The following is a 19,151-nucleotide window of genomic DNA, read 5'->3' on the forward strand; positions in this document are numbered from 1 at the left end:
AATTCAACACGCCGCATTCGTTTTGTTTCGCGGCCATAGCGATTTCGACTTGGGGCAGTTGGAGCCAGACAATGACAGGGAGCAGACCGCGCAGCGATCTGAGAGGCTGGCTTTTTGGTGCGTTTGTGGCCTTGTCCCCCAATCTTGCTACCGCGCTAGAAACGACCCTATCCGCCCCTGGTGCATCTGAAGATCTGGTCGACCGCTTGGAAGAGACTTCATCCATCTTCACCTCGGAATCGCGTGGTCTTGATACGTCACTGGAAATACTGTCGGCAGCTTTGTCCGACTACCGCACCATCGTTCAGATCATGTACGACGAAGGCTATTTCAGCCCCGTCGTCAGCATCAAGCTTGACGGGCAGGAAGCCGCCAAAATCAATTCGCTGAACGTTCCAGCCCAATTCAAACGGGCGACTATCCTTGTCACACCAGGGCGAAAGTTCAAGTTCGGAACGGCTGTCGTGCAACCGCTGGCACCGGGCTCGGAATTGCCCGAAGAGTTCGCCACGGGCAAGACCGCGACCACCGGAGCGATCCAACAGGCGGCCTCGGCGGGGGTGCAGGGCTGGCGCGATACAGGCCATGCCAAGGCGGAAGTGGAAGATCAAAAAGTGATAGCGCGCCATGCGCAGGCACGGCTGGACGCGACAATTGATCTGGCTCCGGGGCCAAGGCTGCGGTTCGGTAAAATGATCATTCAGGGCGATACAAATGTCCGCCATCGATCGATCGAGAAAGTCGCAGGCTTCCCGTCGGGTGAGGTTTATTCGCCTGAACAGGTCCAAAAGGTTGGCACCCGCCTGCGGCGCACCGGCACATTCGCTACGGTTTCGCTCAAGGAACATGAAGAACCCAACCCGGATGGCACGCTTGATTTCGACGCGACGTTTGAAGACCTGCCACCGCGCCGCCTGACCTTTGGAGCCGAGATTGCCTCGCGCGACGGGGTTGATCTTACCGCTACGTGGACCCATCGAAACGTTTTCCGGCGAGCCGAAAGGCTGCGGTTCGAGGCGGCAATCCGCAATATCGGCGGTGCCGAGGATATCGATGGACGCATTGGTCTGCGGCTGGATCAACCTGATCGTCTGGGCCCTGACGACAATACATTCTGGAGCGCACTGTTGGAGCGGCGCAATACCGAAAACTACAACGTCACCGTCGCCTCGCTTGCATATGGTGCACGCCGCACATTCTCTGACCGCCTCTACGCCGAAGCCTCGGCAGGTTTCCAATGGTCGGACGCAGATGACGCCTATGGCGATGGGCGCAAGTTTCGATACTTCATTCTTCCGTTCCGGTCAGAATGGGATGAACGCGACAGCAAGGTCAGCGCGACGCGCGGCTATTATCTGGACTCGCAAGTCATGCCCTTTGTCGGGTTCTCCGGATCGGATACCGGCCTGAGAATGTTCTTTGACGGTCGCGCCTATAACGATCTGGGCACCGCCGGTCGGCTGGTGTTGGCAGGCCGGGTGCAGTTGGGATCGGTCCTCGGACCTCCGGCAGATGGTGTGACTCCAGATTTCCTGTTCTTCTCGGGTGGTGCCGGTACAGTACGGGGTCAGCCATTTGAAAGCCTAGGTATCCCCGTCGGGGATGGTGTCGCCGGTGGCAAATCTTTTCTGGGGCTCTCAGCCGAGGTCCGAGGCAAAGTCACTGACGCAATCTCGTTGGTTGGGTTTTATGACTACGGTGTGGTCGACACGTCCTCATTCATCGGCAGCGGCGCGGAAGAGCATTCTGGCGCGGGCCTTGGGATCCGTTATGATCTGGGCGGCTTCGGGCCCTTGCGCTTTGACCTTGCGGTGCCGGTTCAGGGCGATACGGGTGACGGGCTGCAATTCTACCTCGGGATCGGGCAGGCCTTTTGATGCGTCGCGTTGTATATCCCCTGTTGCTAAGTTCAGCAGCGATCACCGTTCCCATCGCGGCGACCGCTCAGGACGAGGGCGGCAGCATGATCGAGCAGTTTCTGCAAGATACCCTGTCCGGTGATGATCAGAATGTGCGGGTGATCGGCCTTGAAGGTGCTCTGAGTTCGCGTGCGACTATTCAGGAAATCACAGTCGCCGATGACGACGGCGTCTGGCTCACCATTAAAAACGCTGAATTGGACTGGAACCGATTGGCACTGCTGCGCGGTCGGTTCTCGGTCAACACACTATCGGCGCAGGAAATCGATATCGCCCGCGCACCTGGTCCAACAACTAAGGACGCACCGCCCCCTTCAGCCGAAACCCAACCCTTCCAACTGCCTGAACTTCCGGTCTCGATCGAAATCGGAGAGCTGCGTGTCGATGACCTGTCTCTGGGTGAGCCGCTGATCGGCGTCGCTGCCGAACTTGCCGTGAACGGCAACCTATCGCTGGCTGATGGAACACTGGATACTACGCTGGATATCGACCGACTGGACCGCGCCGGGGACACGATTGATCTGAAAGCAGGCTTTCAGAACGACAGCCGCCAGATCGATCTGGACTTGACCGTAGCCGAAGCATCAGGCGGTCTGATCGCAACGGCCCTGTCCATCCCCGATGCCCCGCCGCTTGAGCTGACTGCAAAAGGCTCGGGGCCGATAACGGATTTTAATGCTGATATCGGTCTAAGCAGCGATCAGCAGCTTCGCGTGTCCGGTCAGGTACGACTGCGCACGGCCGAAGAGAGTGGCAACGCCTCCGATGGAATCGCGTTTACTGCCGATGTCGGAGGCGACCTGACGCCGTTTCTGGCCGAAGAGATGGACACGTTCTTCGGTACCGACACACGGCTGTTTGTAGATGGGCGCACCCATTCTGACGGGGCGCTGGATATATCGGATATCGAGATTACCTCGGAAGCGCTGGACCTCAAAAGCGAACTCAGCCTTGCTTCGGGTGGTGTTCTGAAACTGGTCGCCCTGCAAGGTCGTATTACACCGCCGGAAGGTGACAAGGTCGTTCTGCCCGTCAGCGGCGGCGATACGTCAATCGGCGCGGCTCAGATTTCGGCCTTGTACAATACCGAGAATGGCAATCTCTGGGACCTGAGCCTGACGACCAACAAGATTGAAACCCCCAACCTGAACCTCGATCATGCACGGATCAGCGGGCAAGGCACGCTAGATCAATCCAGCGGGCTGTCGGTCGATGGCGATCTGCAGGCTGTGCTCGATGGCATTGATCTGACAGATGTCGCACTGAATGCCGCCGTCGGAAATCAGATCACACTGGATGGACAGTTCGAGTACGGCAGCGACCAGACATTGCAATTGTCCGGGGTCGAACTGGTCGGCAGCGACTATACCCTAGACGCTGATGCGTTGATCAGCGGGCTTGCGACCGGGTTGCAGGTTGATGGCACGGCACTGCTGCAGGCGACCGACCTGTCGCGGTTCTCGGACCTGGCACAGCTTCAGCTTGGTGGCGAGGCTTCGGTCCAGGTGGCTGGAAAGGGCTCGCCACTGGAACGCAGCTTTGACGGCAAGGTCACGGTGAATGGGCGTGATCTGGTGACCGGGCGTGACGATATTGATCCAATGATCACGGGTGAAACCGAAATCGTTCTGGATGCCAAACGCGACACCGATGGGGTAACAATTCGCGATTTCACCGTGAATGGCGACGCTCTGACAGCGCAGGCCAGCGGCACGGTCACGACGCCAAATGGCAATCTGACGATTGACGGTCAGGCCAGCGTGAACGCCCCAAATCTGGCGGTGTTCTCAGGCATCGCACAGCGTGATCTGGCGGGCGCATTACAGGCCCGGCTGGATGGCAAAGGCACCGTACAGACGTTGGAATTCGACGGCCAAGCCAGCGTGATCGGAACAAATATCGAAACCGGGATGAGCGAGTTCGACCCGCTGTTGAAAGGCCGGACATCAATCAATCTGGACGGTGCGCATTCGGGCAACCAAATCGTTATTCGAAACGCCACGGTCAAAAGTGCTGCGATTACTGCTGAGGTAGGCGCAACCATCGATGACCCCACCGGAAACATCGCGGTGGATGGAAGCGCCAAGCTGAACGCCCCCGACCTGTCTTTGTTCTCCGGCCTCGCCGGGCTTGATCTGGCCGGGTCGATTGATGCCGACGTCACCGGTCGGGCCGCGCAAAGCAGCAAGGCCTTTGATATCAAAGGCAACCTGAGCGCAGACGACCTTGCCACGGGTATCCAAGCCGTAGATGCGTTGGTACAGGGACGAACCACGCTGAACGTGGATGCCGCCAACGATGATCAGGGGCTGAACATCCGCACTTTCAGTCTGAACGGAACCGCGCTGACCGCAGATGCATCGGGCCGATTGGATCGGGAGGCCGGTGGCCTCGATTTCTCGGCCATGCTGGACGACATCGGCCGTCTATCTTCGACATTGTCCGGGCCGCTCACGCTGGATGGCAACGTCGCCCCGACAGGGTCCGGTTTGGAAGGCAATGCGCGCCTGCAGGGACCTGATAGCTCGTACGCCAATTTAACCGGAACCGTAGAAACCGGTGGCACCGCGGATCTAAATTTTGACGCCCGCCTGAATCGGGTCGAACGTTTTGTGCCCGATTTCCCCGGAACCGTCGCCGCCAGTGGTACCGCCCGCCGCGACGCCGGGATGTGGACCATCGACGCAAAGGCTAATGGCCCCGCCGATATCAATACAACGGTTGCCGGGACCTTTAACGAAACCAGCGGCGAAGCGGACCTGAAGATGCAGGGCGGTGTCAACATCGGTATCGCCAATGCATTTATCTCTCCCAACAATCTGGCCGGTACTGCCCGGTTCGATCTGGCCTTGAAAGGGGCACCTGCGCTGGATGCGCTTAGCGGAACGATTTCAACATCCGGCGCGTCGATGGCCTTGCCCGATGTGGGACAGACAATCACTGGCATCGGGGGTTCCGTAAACATCGCGCAAAGCCGCGCCACGATTGCACTGCAGGGTGGGTTACGCGCGGGCGGAGGGTTTACCGTCAACGGCCCGATTGATCTGACGCCACCCTTCAACGCCCAGATAACCACAGCGCTCAACAATCTCGTGCTGACAGACAAGCTGCTCTATGAAACCACATTGAACGGTCAGATCGCCCTGACCGGGGCATTGGCCGGGAACAGTTCGCTGGCCGGGCAGATCAACTTTGGCGAAACCAACATCAATCTTGCAGCCGCCGCAGGAGCAGTCGGCGCAGCACCAATTCCGACGATCCAACACCTGAACGAAAGCCGTGCCGGTTTCGTAACGCGGGAACGCGCCAATCTGGTGGAAACCGAGGATGAGACTAAAAGCAACTCGCGCATGTCGCTCGACATCGGATTGCTTGCACCCAAGGCAGTCTTTGTCCGAGGACGCGGCGTGAACGCGGAACTGGGCGGTCGCATACAGATTGGTGGAACTACAACTTCTGTTGTGCCGTCAGGCCAGATTGAGCTTATCCGCGGTAATATCGATATCCTTGGTCGCCGCCTTGCGCTGACTAAGGGTGTGGTCACCCTGCAGGGTGACCTGACGCCATATATCGAGTTTGAATCGTCCTCCAGCACCTCGGACGGCACCGCAACGATCGAGATCGCCGGGCCGCTGGACTCACCCGAGGTCGACGTATTCTCAGATCCTGAACGCCCGACCGAGGAAGCGCTAGCAATGCTCTTGTTCGGCAACCGGTTCTCAGAACTGTCACCGTTTGTCATTGCGCAGATGGCGGCCTCATTGGCCCAACTCAGCGGCGCCGGCGGGGATACTACCAAAGGGGTGCGCGAGGCCACGGGCCTGGACACTATCGACCTTGGCGCGACTGAGGGCGGTGGGGGCAGCCTTGGTGCGGGCGCATATCTAAGCGACAATCTCTACACCGATTTCACCGTCAATACCGAAGGTGACACCGAGGTGAATTTGAACCTCGACGTCACCGACAGCTTCACGGTTCGCGGCACCGTGGATGGCCGAGGCGAGACGGGTTTGGGTATCTTTTTCGAACGCGACTACTGAAAATAAAGGCGACCCCAAAGGGCCGCCTTTTTTCAGTTGATTGAAGACTATTCCGCCGCGACGGCGTCTGCGATCTTTTCGACGCGAATTGCCGAGAACTTGAACTCGGGGATCTTGCCATAAGGATCGATGGCCGAGTTGGTCAGGATATTCGCCGCCGCCTCGACATAAGCGAACGGGATGAACACCATATCTTCGGCAATCGCCCGGTCGGCCCGCACCATGATTTCAATCGAACCGCGGCGAGTAGTCAGACGAATCATATCGCCCGGCTCAATCCCCATCAGTTTCAATGTACGCGGGTTCATCGAGCAGTTCGCTTCAGGTTCCACGGCATCCAGAACGTTGGACCGGCGCGTCATCGACCCGGTATGCCAATGCTCCAGCTGGCGGCCTGTAGTGGCGATCATCGGGTATTCATCATCCGGGGCCTCATCCGGTGGGATGACACTGGCTGGCGTGAACCGGGCGCGACCATCCGCACGTGGGAAACCATCGCCGAACACAATCGCCTGACCTGGGTCTGTCTCGGACAGTGACGGGTAAGTGATCGTCTCCGTCTCAAGCCGTTCCCACGTGATGTTGTCGAGCGAATTCATCGTCAGCTTCATCTCAGCAAAGACCTGAGAAACATCGGAATAATCCCAGTTCAAACCGATCCGCTGCGCCAGCTCAACGGTGATCTTCCAATCCTCGCGCGCCTCACCCGGAGGGGTCACGGCGGGCCGCACACGCTGTACCTGACGGTTGGTGTTCGACACGGTGCCGTTCTTCTCATAGAGCGCTGAGGCGGGCAGAATGATGTCGGCATAGTTCGCCGTTTCGGTCAGGAAGATATCCTGCACGATCATCAGTTCCAGCTTGGCCAGTGCGTCGCGCGCGTGATTCACATCGGGGTCGGACATAGCAGGGTTTTCCCCCTGGATGTACATACCCTTGATGTTGCCCGCATAAGCCTGATCGATGATCTCGGTGACGGTCAGCCCCTTCTCGTTCGAGAAGTCGCGGTCGTCATTCCAGACGTTGGTGAACTTGGCCCGAATGCCGTCGTCGGTAACGGACTGATAGTCCGGCAGGAACATCGGGATCAGGCCCGCGTCTGAGGCACCTTGCACGTTGTTCTGCCCGCGCAGAGGGTGAAGACCTGCACCGGGTTTACCAACATTGCCGGTCATCAGAGCCAACGAGATCAAGCAGCGCGAGTTGTCGGTGCCATGGATGTGCTGGCTGACACCCATACCCCAGAAAATCAGACCGGCCTTGGCTTGCGCAAAGGTGCGCGCCACTCGGCGCAGTTGATCCGGTTCGATGCCACAGATCGGCGACATAGCCTCAGGCGTGAACTGGCGCAGGTGTTCTTTTTCGGCTTCCCAGTTTTCGGTCCAGCGGTGGATGTACTGGCTGTCATAGAGCTCTTCTTCGACGATCACGTTCATGATCGCGTTCAGCATCGAAACATCCGCACCGGGACGGAATTGAAGCATCTCATCAGCAAACTTACGCATCCCAACGCCGCGCGGGTCCATAACTATCAGCTTGCCACCACGTTTGGTGAACTGCTTGAAGTAGGTCGCAGCGACAGGGTGGTTTTCAATCGGGTTGGCCCCGATGATGATCGCCACATCCGCGTTTTCGATCTCGTTGAAGGTCGCGGTCACAGCGCCCGAGCCCACATTCTCAATCAGGGCCGCAACAGATGACGCGTGGCACAGACGGGTGCAGTGGTCGACGTTGTTGTGGCGGAAGCCCTGACGGATGAACTTCTGGAACAGATAGGCTTCTTCGTTGGTGCACTTGGCCGAGCCGAAGCCTGCAACGCTGCGTGGGTCTTCGTCGCGCAAGTCCATCAGCTTGGTGGCGGCCAGATCCATCGCCTCTTCCCACGTTGCTTCACGGAAATGGGTATCCAGGTTGCCGGGATCGACGTTCAATCCCTTGGCTGGAGCATCCTCGCGACGGATCAGCGGCTTGGTCAGGCGATGCGGATGGTGAATGTAGTCAAAGCCAAAGCGGCCTTTGACGCACAGACGACCTTCGTTTGCAGGGCCGTTGATGCCCTCGACATACTTCACCTTACCGTCTTTGACCTTGAGCGAAACCTTACAGCCCACGCCGCAGAACGGGCAGACGCTTTCCGTTTCCGAGTCGTAGTCCTTGCTGTCGCCTCGCTGCTGGTCATCCAGTACGGTTGCTGGCATCAAAGCACCGGTCGGGCAGGCCTGCACGCATTCACCACAAGCCACACAGGTCGAAGCACCCATCGGGTCGTTCTGGTCGAACACCACCTGCGCTGTGTGGCCACGACCGGCCATACCAATCACGTCGTTGACCTGCACGTCGCGGCAGGCCCGGACGCAGAGGTTGCAGTTGATGCAGGCGTCCAGATTGACGCGCATCGCAACGTGGCTGTCATCCAACAGCGGGATTTTCTCGGCCTCTTTCGCCGGGAAACGGCTGTCGCTGACATCGTTCAGCTTGGCCATATCCCAGAAGTGGCTGGAGGTGTCGTGCGCTTCCTCAGGCTGATCCGCGACCAACAGCTCCATGACCATCGCGCGCGATTTCTCGGCCCGGTCGCTGTCGGTCTTAACCACCATGCCGTCGGCTGCCGGACGGATGCACGAGGCGACCAGCGTGCGCTCGCCTTCTACCTCGACCATGCAGGCACGGCAATTGCCGTCGGGTTTGTAACCGGGTTGCGGCTTGTGACACAGGTGAGGGATAGTGAACCCCTGCCCCTTTGCGGCTTCCCAGATGGTCCAGCCCTCGGGCACGGTGACATCTTCGCCATTCAGGTTGAAGGTGACGGTCTTGTTTGGGCTTGCATCAAGCATGGCTGTCTCCCTCAGATTTCGTCAGCGAAATGTTTCATGACCAGGCGGATCGGGTTCGGGGCCGCCTGCCCCAGACCGCAGATCGAGGCATCGCCCATGACCTGACACAGGTCTTCCAGCAGGTCCTGATCCCATTTGTCGGCTTGCATCAGCTTGACCGCCTTTTCGCAGCCTGCGCGGCAGGGCGTGCACTGGCCGCAGCTTTCGTCTTCGAAAAAGCGCAGCATGTTCAGTGCCGCATCGCGGGCGGTGTCCTGATCGGACAGAACCACAACCGCAGCGGACCCGATGAAGGTGCCATGTGGTTGCAACGTGTCGAAATCCAGCGGGATGTCATCCATCGATGCAGGCAACAGACCCGAGGATGGACCACCCGGCTGATAAGCCTTGAAGGTCTGGCCCCCGGCCATGCCTCCGGCAGCCTCGATCACGTCCAGAATGGTCGAGCCAGCGGGCAGAAGGTAAACGCCCGGCTTTGCGACACGACCCGAGACCGAATAGCTACGCAAACCCTTGCGACCGTTCTTTTCGGTGCTGTTAAGGCATTCAGGCCCTTCACGGCAAACTTTGGTCACCCAATAGAGCGTCTCGACATTGTGCACCAAGGTCGGACGGTTAAAGACCCCAACCTGCGCCACGAACGGAGGGCGGTGACGCGGCAGGCCTTTCTTACCTTCGATCGACTCGATCATCGCGGATTCTTCACCGCAGATGTAAGCGCCAGCACCACGGCGCAGGTCGATATAGCCTTCTTCGACGATCCCGGCTTGTTCGAGCGCGGCAATCTCACGACGCAGGATTTCCAGAACTGCCGGGTATTCGTCGCGCATATAGATAAAGCAGGTCTCTGCCTCGACGGCCCAAGCGGCGATCAGCATCCCTTCGAGGAAGACATGCGGCGTGCGCTCAAGATAGTAGCGGTCCTTGAATGTCCCAGGCTCGCCCTCATCGCCGTTGACAGCCAGATAACGCTGGCCTTCATTCATGCGAACAAAGCCCCATTTCTTGCCCGACGGGAAGCCAGCGCCGCCCAGACCACGCAGGCCCGAGGACAGAACGTCTTCCTGCACCTTCTCCCAATCGCCGCCCTCGCGCAGCTCTTTCAGTTTGGCGTAGCCGCCATTGGCTTCATAAACCGCAAAGGCTTCGTAATCGGGCAGATGGGCGTGGGTGTCATTCGCCGCAATCGCGGCCTGCACCTTTTCGGGGGTCGCGTGGTCGATGTGGTTGTGACCGATCTCCAGCACTGGAGCGGTGTCGCAGCGTCCCATGCAGGGCGCACGGACAACGCGGACCTGCGAGGCATCCAAACCCTCTTCCAGCGCTTTTTGCAGCTGCTGGGCACCGGCCATTTCGCAGGACAGCGAATCACACACGCGGATCGTCAACACCGGAGGGGGCGTCTCGCCTTCTTTCACCACATCGAAATGGGCGTAGAAGGTGGCGGTCTCGTAAATCTCGGCCTGCCCGATCCGCATCTCAACCGCTAGGGCGGCGATGTGGTCGGCGCTGATATGGCCGTGTGCGTCCTGAATCAAATGCAGAAATTCAATCAGCAGATCGCGACGTCGCGGACGGTCGCCCAGCAGACCTGCAATTTCTGCTTGTGCCTCGTCCGAGAATTGACGGCCTTTGGGCGTGTGCCGCCCCTTGCCTTTACCTGACTTCCAGACGCCCTTTGGCGCGCCTGATGGCTTGGTGTCTAATGGTGCCATGATGCCCTCCGATTGAGGCCCCGTGTCTCATCAGACTAGCATATCGTCAAATCGCATATTTCAATCGCACGATAACGACAATTTATCACCGCAAAGACGCCATCACTGTGCGCAAGGCCGCGACCGTGGGCAATTCCGGGTCACGAGTGAGTGTGGCCAGACAAATCGGCTTGCTCACCACGGGTTCGATCAGGGACAGCACCCTTGTGTCCTTCAGGTCGCCCAGCGCCCGCACCAGCACGCGTGGAATCACGGTGGCCGCTAGCCCCTCGCGTGCCATGACCATCGAGGCTGTGAATCCGCTTGTCTCGGCTACAATATCCGGGTGCAAGCCCTGTTCGGCGAATATCCGATCCAAAATCCGCCGGTTCTGCATCTGTGGTTCCAGCAGGCTCAGGGGAAACTCGGCCACGCGGGCCCATGGGATCGGGCCTGTCTCATCGGTCATATGCGACGGGACCAATAGGACATAAGTTTCTTCGTACAAGCGCTGCACTTGCCGTAGATCGGTACCGATACTGTCGCCATAAGTGATGCCAGCATCCAGACTTCCTTCGTCCAACCGGTGCTGAATGGCCGTTGCAGACATTGTTTCAATCCGGGTCACGATACGTGGATGCGCATCGCGCAACCGCTTCGTAAGACGCCCGGTGAAGGCAATCGCTGTAGGGATCACACCCAAAATAAGCGTGCCGGTGATCTCACCCTTTGCAGCGAGCACCTGTTGTTCCAAAGCCTTGGTGTCGTCGAGAATGCGCCGCGCGCGCTGAACAATCATCTCGCCCTCTTCGGTCAGCCCCTGAAATCGGTTTGCACGGCGAACGATGGAGACACCCAGCCGATCCTCCAGGTTTCGGATTCGCATCGAGAACGCAGGCTGTGAAATCCCGCATTCCTCAGCTGCCTTAGCGAAATGACGATGCCGCGCCAATGCGCTGAGCAATTGCAGGTCGCGGATTTCGATCATCTAGAGCTGTCTCAAGTATCAGGTCAAAATCCAAACTAACCACATTTCTGCACAAGAGAAATGTGCGAGTTGCGAGCATCGTCAATTTGTTGGCTGCCACAGGATCGGCGCTTCAGATACATGCAATACTCGGGTGGTTGAGCCTGCCGAACTGCTGTTCCAGCCCAAATGAAACTAACAGGATCGCATCTTGCCACCTGAGCGGTTTTGACACTTCGCCTTAACGCGCGATATGCCGGTTCAACAACAACATAGAACCGAATTATTCCATGAACCCTGCGAGAAACCAAATTGAGGACTTCTTGGTGCGTGAATGCGTCGATTTTGATCCTCTCAATTCCAAAGAAGGTGGTGAGGTTGTTCAATGCTGGCATCAGACATTCGCCGGGAACGTAAAGAAATCAACCGGTTCCTGGATTCACAATCGCTTCCGCTGGCATGGTTTCAGTTACGGGTTTCAAATCGCGCGGGCGGGCGATGACGCTTTAAATGCCTATAAGAACCAGTGGCCTGCCGCGTATGTTATCTTTGATGAAGATATCAAATGGTCGTATCGCTGCGTCTCAGAAACATATCCAGATTTCACATCTTTTGGCGCGGATATCTACGTAGCCCACCACAACATGAAGTGGACAATGGCATTCACGCACGAGCAACCCGATATCGGCCCGTTCTTCGCAGAAAATCCGAGGTTATAAGCTGAGCAGTGACTGCTTTGGTGGCTTCTCAGGTGTTGAACAAAAAGTGCATCACATCGCCATCCTTGACGATGTAGCCCTTCCCTTCGGCCCGCATCTTACCCGCCTCTTTGGCACCTTGTTCGCCATTGGCAGCGATGTAGTCGTTATAGGCGATAGTCTCGGCGCGGATGAAGCCCTTCTCAAAGTCTCCGTGGATGACACCTGCGGCCTGTGGTGCGGCGGTGCCGGTGCGGATGGTCCAGGCCCGGGCCTCTTTCGGGCCGACGGTGAAATAGGTTTCCAGCTTAAGCAAGTCGTAGCCCGCGCGGATCAGACGGTCGAGGCCGGGCTCTTCCAGACCCATTTCCTCTAAGAACATCTGTGCCTCGCCGTCTTCCAGAAGGCTGATCTCTTCCTCGATCTTGGCACTGATAATGACATGAGCATTACCTTGCGCGGCAGCCATCTCAGCGACTTTGGCAGAGTACTCGTTGCCTTCGGCGGCCTCTTCTTCGGACACGTTGCAGACATAAAGCACCGGCTTGGTGGTCAGAAGTTGCAGCATTTTCCATGCCTTGGCGTCTTCATCAGACACTTCAACCAGACGCGCTGGCTTGCCGTTTTCCAGCATCTCCTGCGCCTCGGCCAGCAGGCGGTCCTGCTGTTGCGCTTCTTTGTCATTGCCCTTCAGCTTGCGCACCAGATTGGCGCGACGCTTTTCGATGCTTTCCAGATCGGCCAGCATCAGCTCGGTTTCGATCGTATCGGCATCGGCCACCGGATCAACGCGGCCATCCACATGGGTCACGTCACCATCTTCGAAACAACGCAGCACATGGGCGATTGCGTCGGTCTCGCGGATGTTTGCCAGGAACTGGTTGCCCAGCCCCTCGCCTTTCGAGGCCCCTTTCACCAACCCCGCGATATCCACAAAGGTCATGCGGGTTGGAATAATCTGTTTCGAGGACGCAATCGCCGCCAGTTTATCCAGCCGGTCATCAGGAACGGCGACATCCCCCACATTGGGTTCGATGGTGCAGAACGGGAAATTCGCCGCCTGAGCTGCCGCAGTTTTGGTCAGTGCGTTGAAGAGAGTCGACTTGCCAACATTCGGCAAACCCACGATTCCCATTTTAAAGCCCATGACGGCCTCCTGATACCATTCGAGCGCCGCTTCTAGGCAGGTCCAGTGCAATGCGCAAGGCAAAGTGCCTGAACACAGCCGCGAGTCTATTCTGCCACATCAAAAAATCGACATCGATTTGTGTTCTTGCGTCCATTGAAAACATGCACCTACATTCCTCAATAAAACCAATACCAACGAACGACGGACATAGTAGGTAAAAATGAAATCCCTTGTTATTCTGGCTTTTGCGCTGACAGCCGCTACTGCAGCACAGGCCCAATCCATCATTTTCGGAGCAGGCTACGCAGATTATTCCAGCGCTGAGAGCGAAGATCAGGCGATTGTTTCGCTGGAATACCAGCATCGCTCTTTCTACGAAGCGACCCGTTTCAGCGCCACCTGGGGTGCGTCCCTGTCTGTTGATACCGACGGTGACACGCATGTTGGCGCGGGCCTGATCGGGCTTTACACTTTTGCGGACCGTTGGTTCATCGAGGGCAGTGTCATGCCGGGATACTATAGTGAATCCAACGAACTGAATGATCTGGGCGGCAGTTTTCAGATACGCAGCTTACTGGGCCTTGGCTATACGCTGGAAAGCGGCAACAAACTGTCTGCCGCTATCACTCATATATCCAACGCCAGCACGCAGGAAGACAACCCAGGTGTAAACGCACTTTTGCTGAGATACCATTACGCCTTCTGATCGCAAGCCCACCAAGCGGGATTGATTTTCAGCGAAAGTTTCTGCACATCAGATCCAAACCCGAGTGCAAGGATTTCCGATGACCCGTATCGACGCCAAATTCGCCGCCCTGAAGGAACAGGGTAAAAAGGCATTTGTAGCTTATGTCATGGCCGGGGATCCCGACTACGACACATCGCTGGAGGTCGTGAAGGGTTTGCCCGGCGCAGGTGTCGACGTCATCGAGTTGGGCCTGCCCTTTACCGATCCGATGGCCGATGGCCCGACCATTCAGGCTGCTGGCCAACGGGCGTTGGATGGTGGAATGACATTGCAACGCACTCTGGATTTGGCCCGCGCCTTTCGTGAATCCGATGACACCACACCGATCGTGCTGATGGGATATTACAATCCGATCTACAGCCGAGGTGTCGAGAAATTCCTGGCAGATGCAAAATCAGCGGGGATCGACGGGCTGATCGTCGTCGACCTGCCCCCCGAAGAGGACGAAGAGCTTTGTCTGCCCGCGCAAGCTGCCGGGCTGAACTTCATCCGCTTGGCGACGCCGACGACCGATGACCAACGCCTGCCTCGCGTACTGCAAAACACATCCGGCTTTGTGTATTATGTATCGATTACCGGCATAACCGGTGCCGCCGAAGCGCAGGCAACCGATGTTGGGCCCGAGGTCGCTCGGATCAAAGCTGCAACTGATTTGCCCGTGATCGTCGGTTTCGGCATCAATACGCCAGAAAAGTCTCGCAACATCGCGAGTGTATCCGATGGCGCGGTAGTTGGATCTGCCATTGTCAGCCAGATCGGTTCCGGAAAACCGGTGACCGAGGTTCTGGATTTTGTCAAAACACTGTCAGATGGCGCGCACTCCGCCTAACAATTTCTTTCCATTTTCAGATGGTTCTTCACCGCAGCAGGCGCGCCGCCTACTGCGGTGTTTTTTGTTTTGACCACGCGGCAACCAACCGCAGCAAGCGGGCATTGCAGTGTTTCAAAATAATTGGTAAAGAAACTTAACCAATCCTGCGAGAGCCTGATCAATGCCAGTCATTACCAATATCGAAGACCTCAAACGGATCTATGAGCGTCGCGTTCCGCGCATGTTTTTTGACTATGCAGAAAGCGGCAGCTGGACCGAACAAACCTTCCGCGAGAATACGTCGGATTTCGAAGATATCCGCCTGCGCCAACGGGTCGCCGTAGACATGACAGGGCGCTCGACCGCATCGCAGATGATCGGGCAAGATGTATCCATGCCCGTTGCATTGGCTCCGGTAGGTCTGACAGGAATGCAACACGCGGATGGTGAGATCAAAGCGGCCAAAGCCGCCGAAGCCTTTGGTGTACCCTTCACACTGTCGACCATGTCGATCAATTCGATCGAAGATGTTGCTGAAAACACTTCGGCCCCTTTCTGGTTTCAGCTCTACACTATGAAAGATCAGGACTATGTCGGGCGACTTATCCAGCGCGCGAAGGATGCGAAGTGCTCGGCCCTTGTCATTACGCTTGATCTGCAAATCCTTGGCCAACGACACAAGGACCTGAAGAATGGCCTATCTGCGCCGCCAAAGCTGACCCCCAAGACCATCGCCAACCTGATGACGAAATGGGCCTGGGGCATCGAGATGCTAGGTGCCAAGCGCCGAGAATTCGGGAATATCGTCGGTCATGTCGATAGCATCACAGATACGCGCTCGCTGGGCACATGGACCGCCGAGCAATTCGATCCCAGCCTCGACTGGGGCAAAGTCGAGAAACTGATGGAACAATGGGGCGGCAAGGTGATCCTCAAGGGCATACTCGATGCCGAGGATGCCAAAATGGCTGCCAAGCTGGGCGCAGATGCAATTGTTGTCTCAAACCATGGTGGACGGCAGCTGGATGGTGCGCTCAGTTCGATCCGGGTTCTGCCCGAGATCATGGATGCCGTCGGCAGTGATGTCGAAGTGCATCTGGATAGCGGCATCCGTTCAGGGCAAGACGTGCTGAAAGCTCTGGCGCTTGGGGCCAAGGGCACCTTTATTGGTCGCGCCTTTGTCTATGGGCTGGGTGCAATGGGTCAGAAAGGCGTGACAACAGCATTGGAAGTGATCCAGAAAGAGCTCGATACAACGATGGCACTTTGCGGTGAACGCAACGTAGCCGATCTTGGGCGCCACAATCTTCTAGTCCCCGAAGACTTTGGCGGTCGCTGGCAGGCTTGATCCTACGCCTCCCACGTAGATGGAGACGCCGCATGGCCGCCCATTGAGCCTCTCGTTCAAGGTACTTGCAGACAGATGAAGCAGAGGATCCGTCCTTCATCTGGCCGTAAATACCTCGGAGCGCGAGGCAGAGCCTCGCAAAATTCCTCGGGCTACAAAAAGCCCTTTCCAAACCAACTGAATCAAGCTAAGGACGCGGCTTCACGCGGGCATACAGCCTTGGAGGATGCCCGCCCTAACATTGGAGAATTATCATGGCTGGAGAGATTCCTGATCTCGTAGCTCTGGAACGGACGGGGACAGGCAAGGGCGCCGCTCGTCAAGCACGCCGCGATGGCATGGTTCCGGGCATTGTTTTTGGTGGCGACAAAGAGCCGCTGCCGATCCAGATCCCGTTCAACGTACTGTTCAAGCGCCTGAAAGCAGGCCGGTTCAAGTCGACCCTGTGGAACCTGAAAGTCGAAGGTCACGAAGACGTGCGCGTCATCTGCCGCGATGTCCAGCGTGACGTTGTCAAAGACCTGCCGACCCACCTGGACCTGATGCGCCTGCGTCGGACCACCAAGATCGCGCTGTTCATCCCCGTTGAATTCATCAACGAAGAAGAAGCCCCCGGTATCAAAAAAGGTGGCGTTCTGACCGTTGTCCGCCCCGAGGTTGAACTGCTCTGCACAGCCGGTGACATTCCTGAGAAGATCACTGTTGATCTTACTGGCATGGAAATCAACGACGTTGTCACCATCTCTTCGGTTGTGCTGCCCGAAGGCACCAAGCCCACCATCGATCGTGACTTCGTGATCGCCAACGTCTCGGCACCCACCGGTCTGTCGACCAGCGACGACGAAGAGGGTGATGAGGAAGAAGTGGCTGCAGATGAAGTTGAAGTCATCGGCCAGGAAGAAGAATAAATCCGGATCAAATCCAGATTTGAAACGGGGCGCCTTCTGGGGCCCCGTTTTCTTTTGCGTGTACGGGGCTGGAAAACATCCCCTGATCCATGCAATGAGATAACGACGCGAGACTGTAAGGGACAAAGCGATGAAACTGTTTGTCGGTTTGGGAAATCCGGGATCAAAATACGCTCGGAACCGGCACAATATCGGCTTCATGGCGTTAGAGCGAATTGCCCAAGATCACGGGTTTGGTCCATGGAAGTCCAAGTTCCAGGCGGAAATTGCCGAAGGTCGTTTAGGCGGTCAGAAAGTGCTGCTGGTCAAGCCGCAAACCTTCATGAACCGCTCAGGCCAATCGGTGGGGGAAGCCATGCGCTTCTACAAGCTCGACTCGACTGACGTGACTATCTTCCATGATGAGCTGGACCTGGCCCCGGGAAAAGTGCGCGTTAAGGCAGGTGGCGGCCACGCCGGCCACAACGGGTTGCGGTCAATCCACGAACATATCAGCCCGGCCTATGATCGCGTACGGCTGGGCATCGGTCATCCGGGCCGCAAGGAAATGGTCTCGCCTTATGTTCTAAGCGACTTTGCAAAGGCGGATGCGGATTGGTTGGATGACGTGCTGCGCGGCGTCTCGGACGGGGCCCCCTATCTTGCCGAAGACGAAGGCGGGAAATTCATGAATGCCGTTGCCCTGCGCACTGCCCCACCCAGATCATCGAAGCAGGCCGTTAAACCTGAAACGCCCCCCAAAGCCGCTGCCGAGGCCGTTTCTGCACCCGATCAGCGTTCGGCCATGCAAAAGCTGCTGGATAAATTCAAGTAGTCATTCCGTAACGTCGCGCTTGTACAAAAGCGTCAGGTTCATTTCCAATGTCAGGGGCAAAGGGAGGTGTCGAATGAAAACAGCGCTCAGATGGCTGCTGCGGATCGTGTTGGCTTTGGCATTGGCAGCGGCCGTTGTCGGCTTTTGGAAACGCGAGGAAATCCAACGCCTGATGGCGGTGAACTCGTTGTTTTCAGAAGAGAAGATCGTCCACAACTTTTCGCATATGGATGAGGCTTTTCTGACGGTCACTCTGCCGCGCGGTGATAGTCCGACCTGGGAGCTGCCGTATGGGCCTGGCTTCGATCTTCCCGATGGAACAGACCGGTGGATCGAAGATCGTGCAGTGACATCCCTGTTGGTGATGCAGGACGGAGAAATCCGCTTCGAAGAATATTATCTGGGCACCGGGCCGGATGATCGCAGAATCTCATGGTCAGTTGCTAAAAGCTATCTGTCTGCCTTGTTCGGCATTTTACTGGACGAAGGCGCGATCAACTCGCTGGACGATCCGGTTGTGCAATACGCGCCTGAACTCAAGGGCAGCGCCTATGAAACCGCCACGATCCGCAACGTGTTGAACATGGCCAGCGGCGTGACTTTTGATGAGGATTATCTGGACTACAACTCCGACATCAATCGAATGGGCCGGGTCGTGGCGCTGGGGGGCGAGTTGGATGACTTCGCAGCCTCATTGCAGGATAGTTTCACCACGCCGGGTGAAACGTGGCAATATGTTTCGATTGATACTCATGTGATCGGAATGGTCATCCGGGGGGCAACAGGACGCAGCGTTGCAGAGTTGCTGACCGAGAAAGTGATCGAGCCGCTGGGGTTGGAGCGGGACGGCTACTACATCACCGATGGCGCAGGCGTTGCATTTGTTTTGGGCGGTCTCAACTTCACAACGCGCGATTTTGCACGGTTTGGGCAGTTGATATTGCAGGGTGGCGAACGCGATGGCCGGAAGATTGTACCCGCGGATTGGATCGACACATCTACTTGGCCTAGCGCCCCGACAGACCCCGGCGAAATCGGTTATGGCTATCAGTGGTGGATACCTGTTGGGGCGCATGAGGGTGAATTCATGGCGCGCGGCATCTATGGCCAGTATATCTATTTCGACCAGCCACGCGGGGTTTTAATCGTGACAACTGGCGCTGACCGAAAGTTCCGCGATCCCGGCGTCAACGAGCTGAATGTCGAAATGTTCCGAAACATTGCGCAAAGCCTGTAAGATA

Annotated in this window: 13 protein-coding genes; 9 read left to right on the plus strand and 4 right to left on the minus strand. The window is 57.3% G+C overall.

All coding sequences use genetic code 11. The annotated features are described in order from the left end of the window. The first annotated feature begins 71 nt into the window (after positions 1-71). Complete coding sequence (locus ACR0L9_RS13560) at positions 72-1,877, plus strand: autotransporter assembly complex protein TamA (RefSeq protein ID WP_480895854.1); 1,806 nt, start codon at positions 72-74, stop codon at positions 1,875-1,877. Next, entirely contained in the window at positions 1,877-5,959 is a 4,083-nt protein-coding gene (locus ACR0L9_RS13565) for a translocation/assembly module TamB domain-containing protein (RefSeq protein ID WP_480895855.1), read from the plus strand. Before ACR0L9_RS13560 ends, ACR0L9_RS13565 begins: the two co-directional genes overlap by 1 nt. 47 nt (positions 5,960-6,006) lie before the next feature. On the opposite strand, the gene fdhF is transcribed toward ACR0L9_RS13565, so the two are convergent. From fdhF to ACR0L9_RS13580, 3 genes are all read right to left on the minus strand, one after another. Further along, positions 6,007-8,793, minus strand: a complete 2,787-nt coding sequence (gene fdhF, locus ACR0L9_RS13570; RefSeq protein WP_480895856.1) for a formate dehydrogenase subunit alpha — start codon at positions 8,791-8,793, stop codon at positions 6,007-6,009. A gap of 11 nt (positions 8,794-8,804) precedes the next feature. Beyond that, entirely contained in the window at positions 8,805-10,508 is a 1,704-nt protein-coding gene (locus tag ACR0L9_RS13575; RefSeq protein WP_480895857.1) for an NAD(P)H-dependent oxidoreductase subunit E, read from the minus strand. Positions 10,509-10,593: 85 nt separating this feature from the next. Next, positions 10,594-11,475: a LysR family transcriptional regulator gene (locus ACR0L9_RS13580; protein ID WP_170404498.1), complete on the minus strand. Its 882-nt coding sequence runs from the start codon at positions 11,473-11,475 to the stop codon at positions 10,594-10,596. 269 nt (positions 11,476-11,744) lie between these two features. Here ACR0L9_RS13580 and ACR0L9_RS13585 point away from each other — a divergent pair, with 269 nt between their 5' ends. Beyond that, the gene (locus ACR0L9_RS13585; RefSeq protein WP_480895858.1) at positions 11,745-12,173 is read left to right on the plus strand and encodes a DUF4275 family protein; all 429 of its coding nucleotides are present in this window, start codon (positions 11,745-11,747) and stop codon (positions 12,171-12,173) included. Between the two features lie 28 nt (positions 12,174-12,201). Here ACR0L9_RS13585 and ychF read toward each other — a convergent pair whose 3' ends face one another. Then, positions 12,202-13,299, minus strand: a complete 1,098-nt coding sequence (gene ychF / locus ACR0L9_RS13590) for a redox-regulated ATPase YchF (protein ID WP_480895859.1) — start codon at positions 13,297-13,299, stop codon at positions 12,202-12,204. Positions 13,300-13,501: 202 nt separating this feature from the next. On the opposite strand from ychF, the gene ACR0L9_RS13595 reads away from it, so the two are divergent. From ACR0L9_RS13595 to ACR0L9_RS13620, 6 genes are all read left to right on the plus strand, one after another. Further along, the gene (locus ACR0L9_RS13595; RefSeq protein WP_170404502.1) at positions 13,502-13,987 is read left to right on the plus strand and encodes an acyloxyacyl hydrolase; all 486 of its coding nucleotides are present in this window, start codon (positions 13,502-13,504) and stop codon (positions 13,985-13,987) included. Between the two features lie 79 nt (positions 13,988-14,066). Continuing rightward, a complete protein-coding gene (gene trpA, locus ACR0L9_RS13600) occupies positions 14,067-14,858 on the plus strand; it encodes a tryptophan synthase subunit alpha (RefSeq protein WP_170511464.1) in 792 nt (263 codons plus the stop codon). Positions 14,859-15,021: 163 nt separating this feature from the next. After that, positions 15,022-16,188: an alpha-hydroxy acid oxidase gene (locus ACR0L9_RS13605; RefSeq protein WP_170397492.1), complete on the plus strand. Its 1,167-nt coding sequence runs from the start codon at positions 15,022-15,024 to the stop codon at positions 16,186-16,188. Between the two features lie 254 nt (positions 16,189-16,442). Then, complete coding sequence (locus ACR0L9_RS13610) at positions 16,443-17,096, plus strand: 50S ribosomal protein L25/general stress protein Ctc (protein WP_170397494.1); 654 nt, start codon at positions 16,443-16,445, stop codon at positions 17,094-17,096. A gap of 130 nt (positions 17,097-17,226) precedes the next feature. Beyond that, the gene (gene pth, locus ACR0L9_RS13615) at positions 17,227-17,910 is read left to right on the plus strand and encodes an aminoacyl-tRNA hydrolase (RefSeq protein WP_480895861.1); all 684 of its coding nucleotides are present in this window, start codon (positions 17,227-17,229) and stop codon (positions 17,908-17,910) included. A gap of 73 nt (positions 17,911-17,983) precedes the next feature. Then, positions 17,984-19,147, plus strand: coding sequence for a serine hydrolase domain-containing protein (locus ACR0L9_RS13620; protein WP_480895862.1), 1,164 nt, complete (start codon positions 17,984-17,986; stop codon positions 19,145-19,147). The last annotated feature ends 4 nt before the right edge of the window (positions 19,148-19,151 follow it).

This window comes from Ruegeria sp. I3, from assembly GCF_056532525.1.

Excerpts from the sequence above, each read along its gene's own strand:
- ACR0L9_RS13560 (WP_480895854.1), top strand. The coding sequence starts at position 72 with ATGACAGGGAGCAGACCGCGCAGCGATCTGAGAGGCTGGCTTTTTGGT.
- ACR0L9_RS13565 (WP_480895855.1), top strand. The coding sequence starts at position 1,877 with ATGCGTCGCGTTGTATATCCCCTGTTGCTAAGTTCAGCAGCGATCACC.
- fdhF (WP_480895856.1), bottom strand. The coding sequence starts at position 8,793 with ATGCTTGATGCAAGCCCAAACAAGACCGTCACCTTCAACCTGAATGGC.
- ACR0L9_RS13575 (WP_480895857.1), bottom strand. The coding sequence starts at position 10,508 with ATGGCACCATTAGACACCAAGCCATCAGGCGCGCCAAAGGGCGTCTGG.
- ACR0L9_RS13580 (WP_170404498.1), bottom strand. The coding sequence starts at position 11,475 with ATGATCGAAATCCGCGACCTGCAATTGCTCAGCGCATTGGCGCGGCAT.
- ACR0L9_RS13585 (WP_480895858.1), top strand. The coding sequence starts at position 11,745 with ATGAACCCTGCGAGAAACCAAATTGAGGACTTCTTGGTGCGTGAATGC.
- ychF (WP_480895859.1), bottom strand. The coding sequence starts at position 13,299 with ATGGGCTTTAAAATGGGAATCGTGGGTTTGCCGAATGTTGGCAAGTCG.
- ACR0L9_RS13595 (WP_170404502.1), top strand. The coding sequence starts at position 13,502 with ATGAAATCCCTTGTTATTCTGGCTTTTGCGCTGACAGCCGCTACTGCA.
- trpA (WP_170511464.1), top strand. The coding sequence starts at position 14,067 with ATGACCCGTATCGACGCCAAATTCGCCGCCCTGAAGGAACAGGGTAAA.
- ACR0L9_RS13605 (WP_170397492.1), top strand. The coding sequence starts at position 15,022 with ATGCCAGTCATTACCAATATCGAAGACCTCAAACGGATCTATGAGCGT.
- ACR0L9_RS13610 (WP_170397494.1), top strand. The coding sequence starts at position 16,443 with ATGGCTGGAGAGATTCCTGATCTCGTAGCTCTGGAACGGACGGGGACA.
- pth (WP_480895861.1), top strand. The coding sequence starts at position 17,227 with ATGAAACTGTTTGTCGGTTTGGGAAATCCGGGATCAAAATACGCTCGG.
- ACR0L9_RS13620 (WP_480895862.1), top strand. The coding sequence starts at position 17,984 with ATGAAAACAGCGCTCAGATGGCTGCTGCGGATCGTGTTGGCTTTGGCA.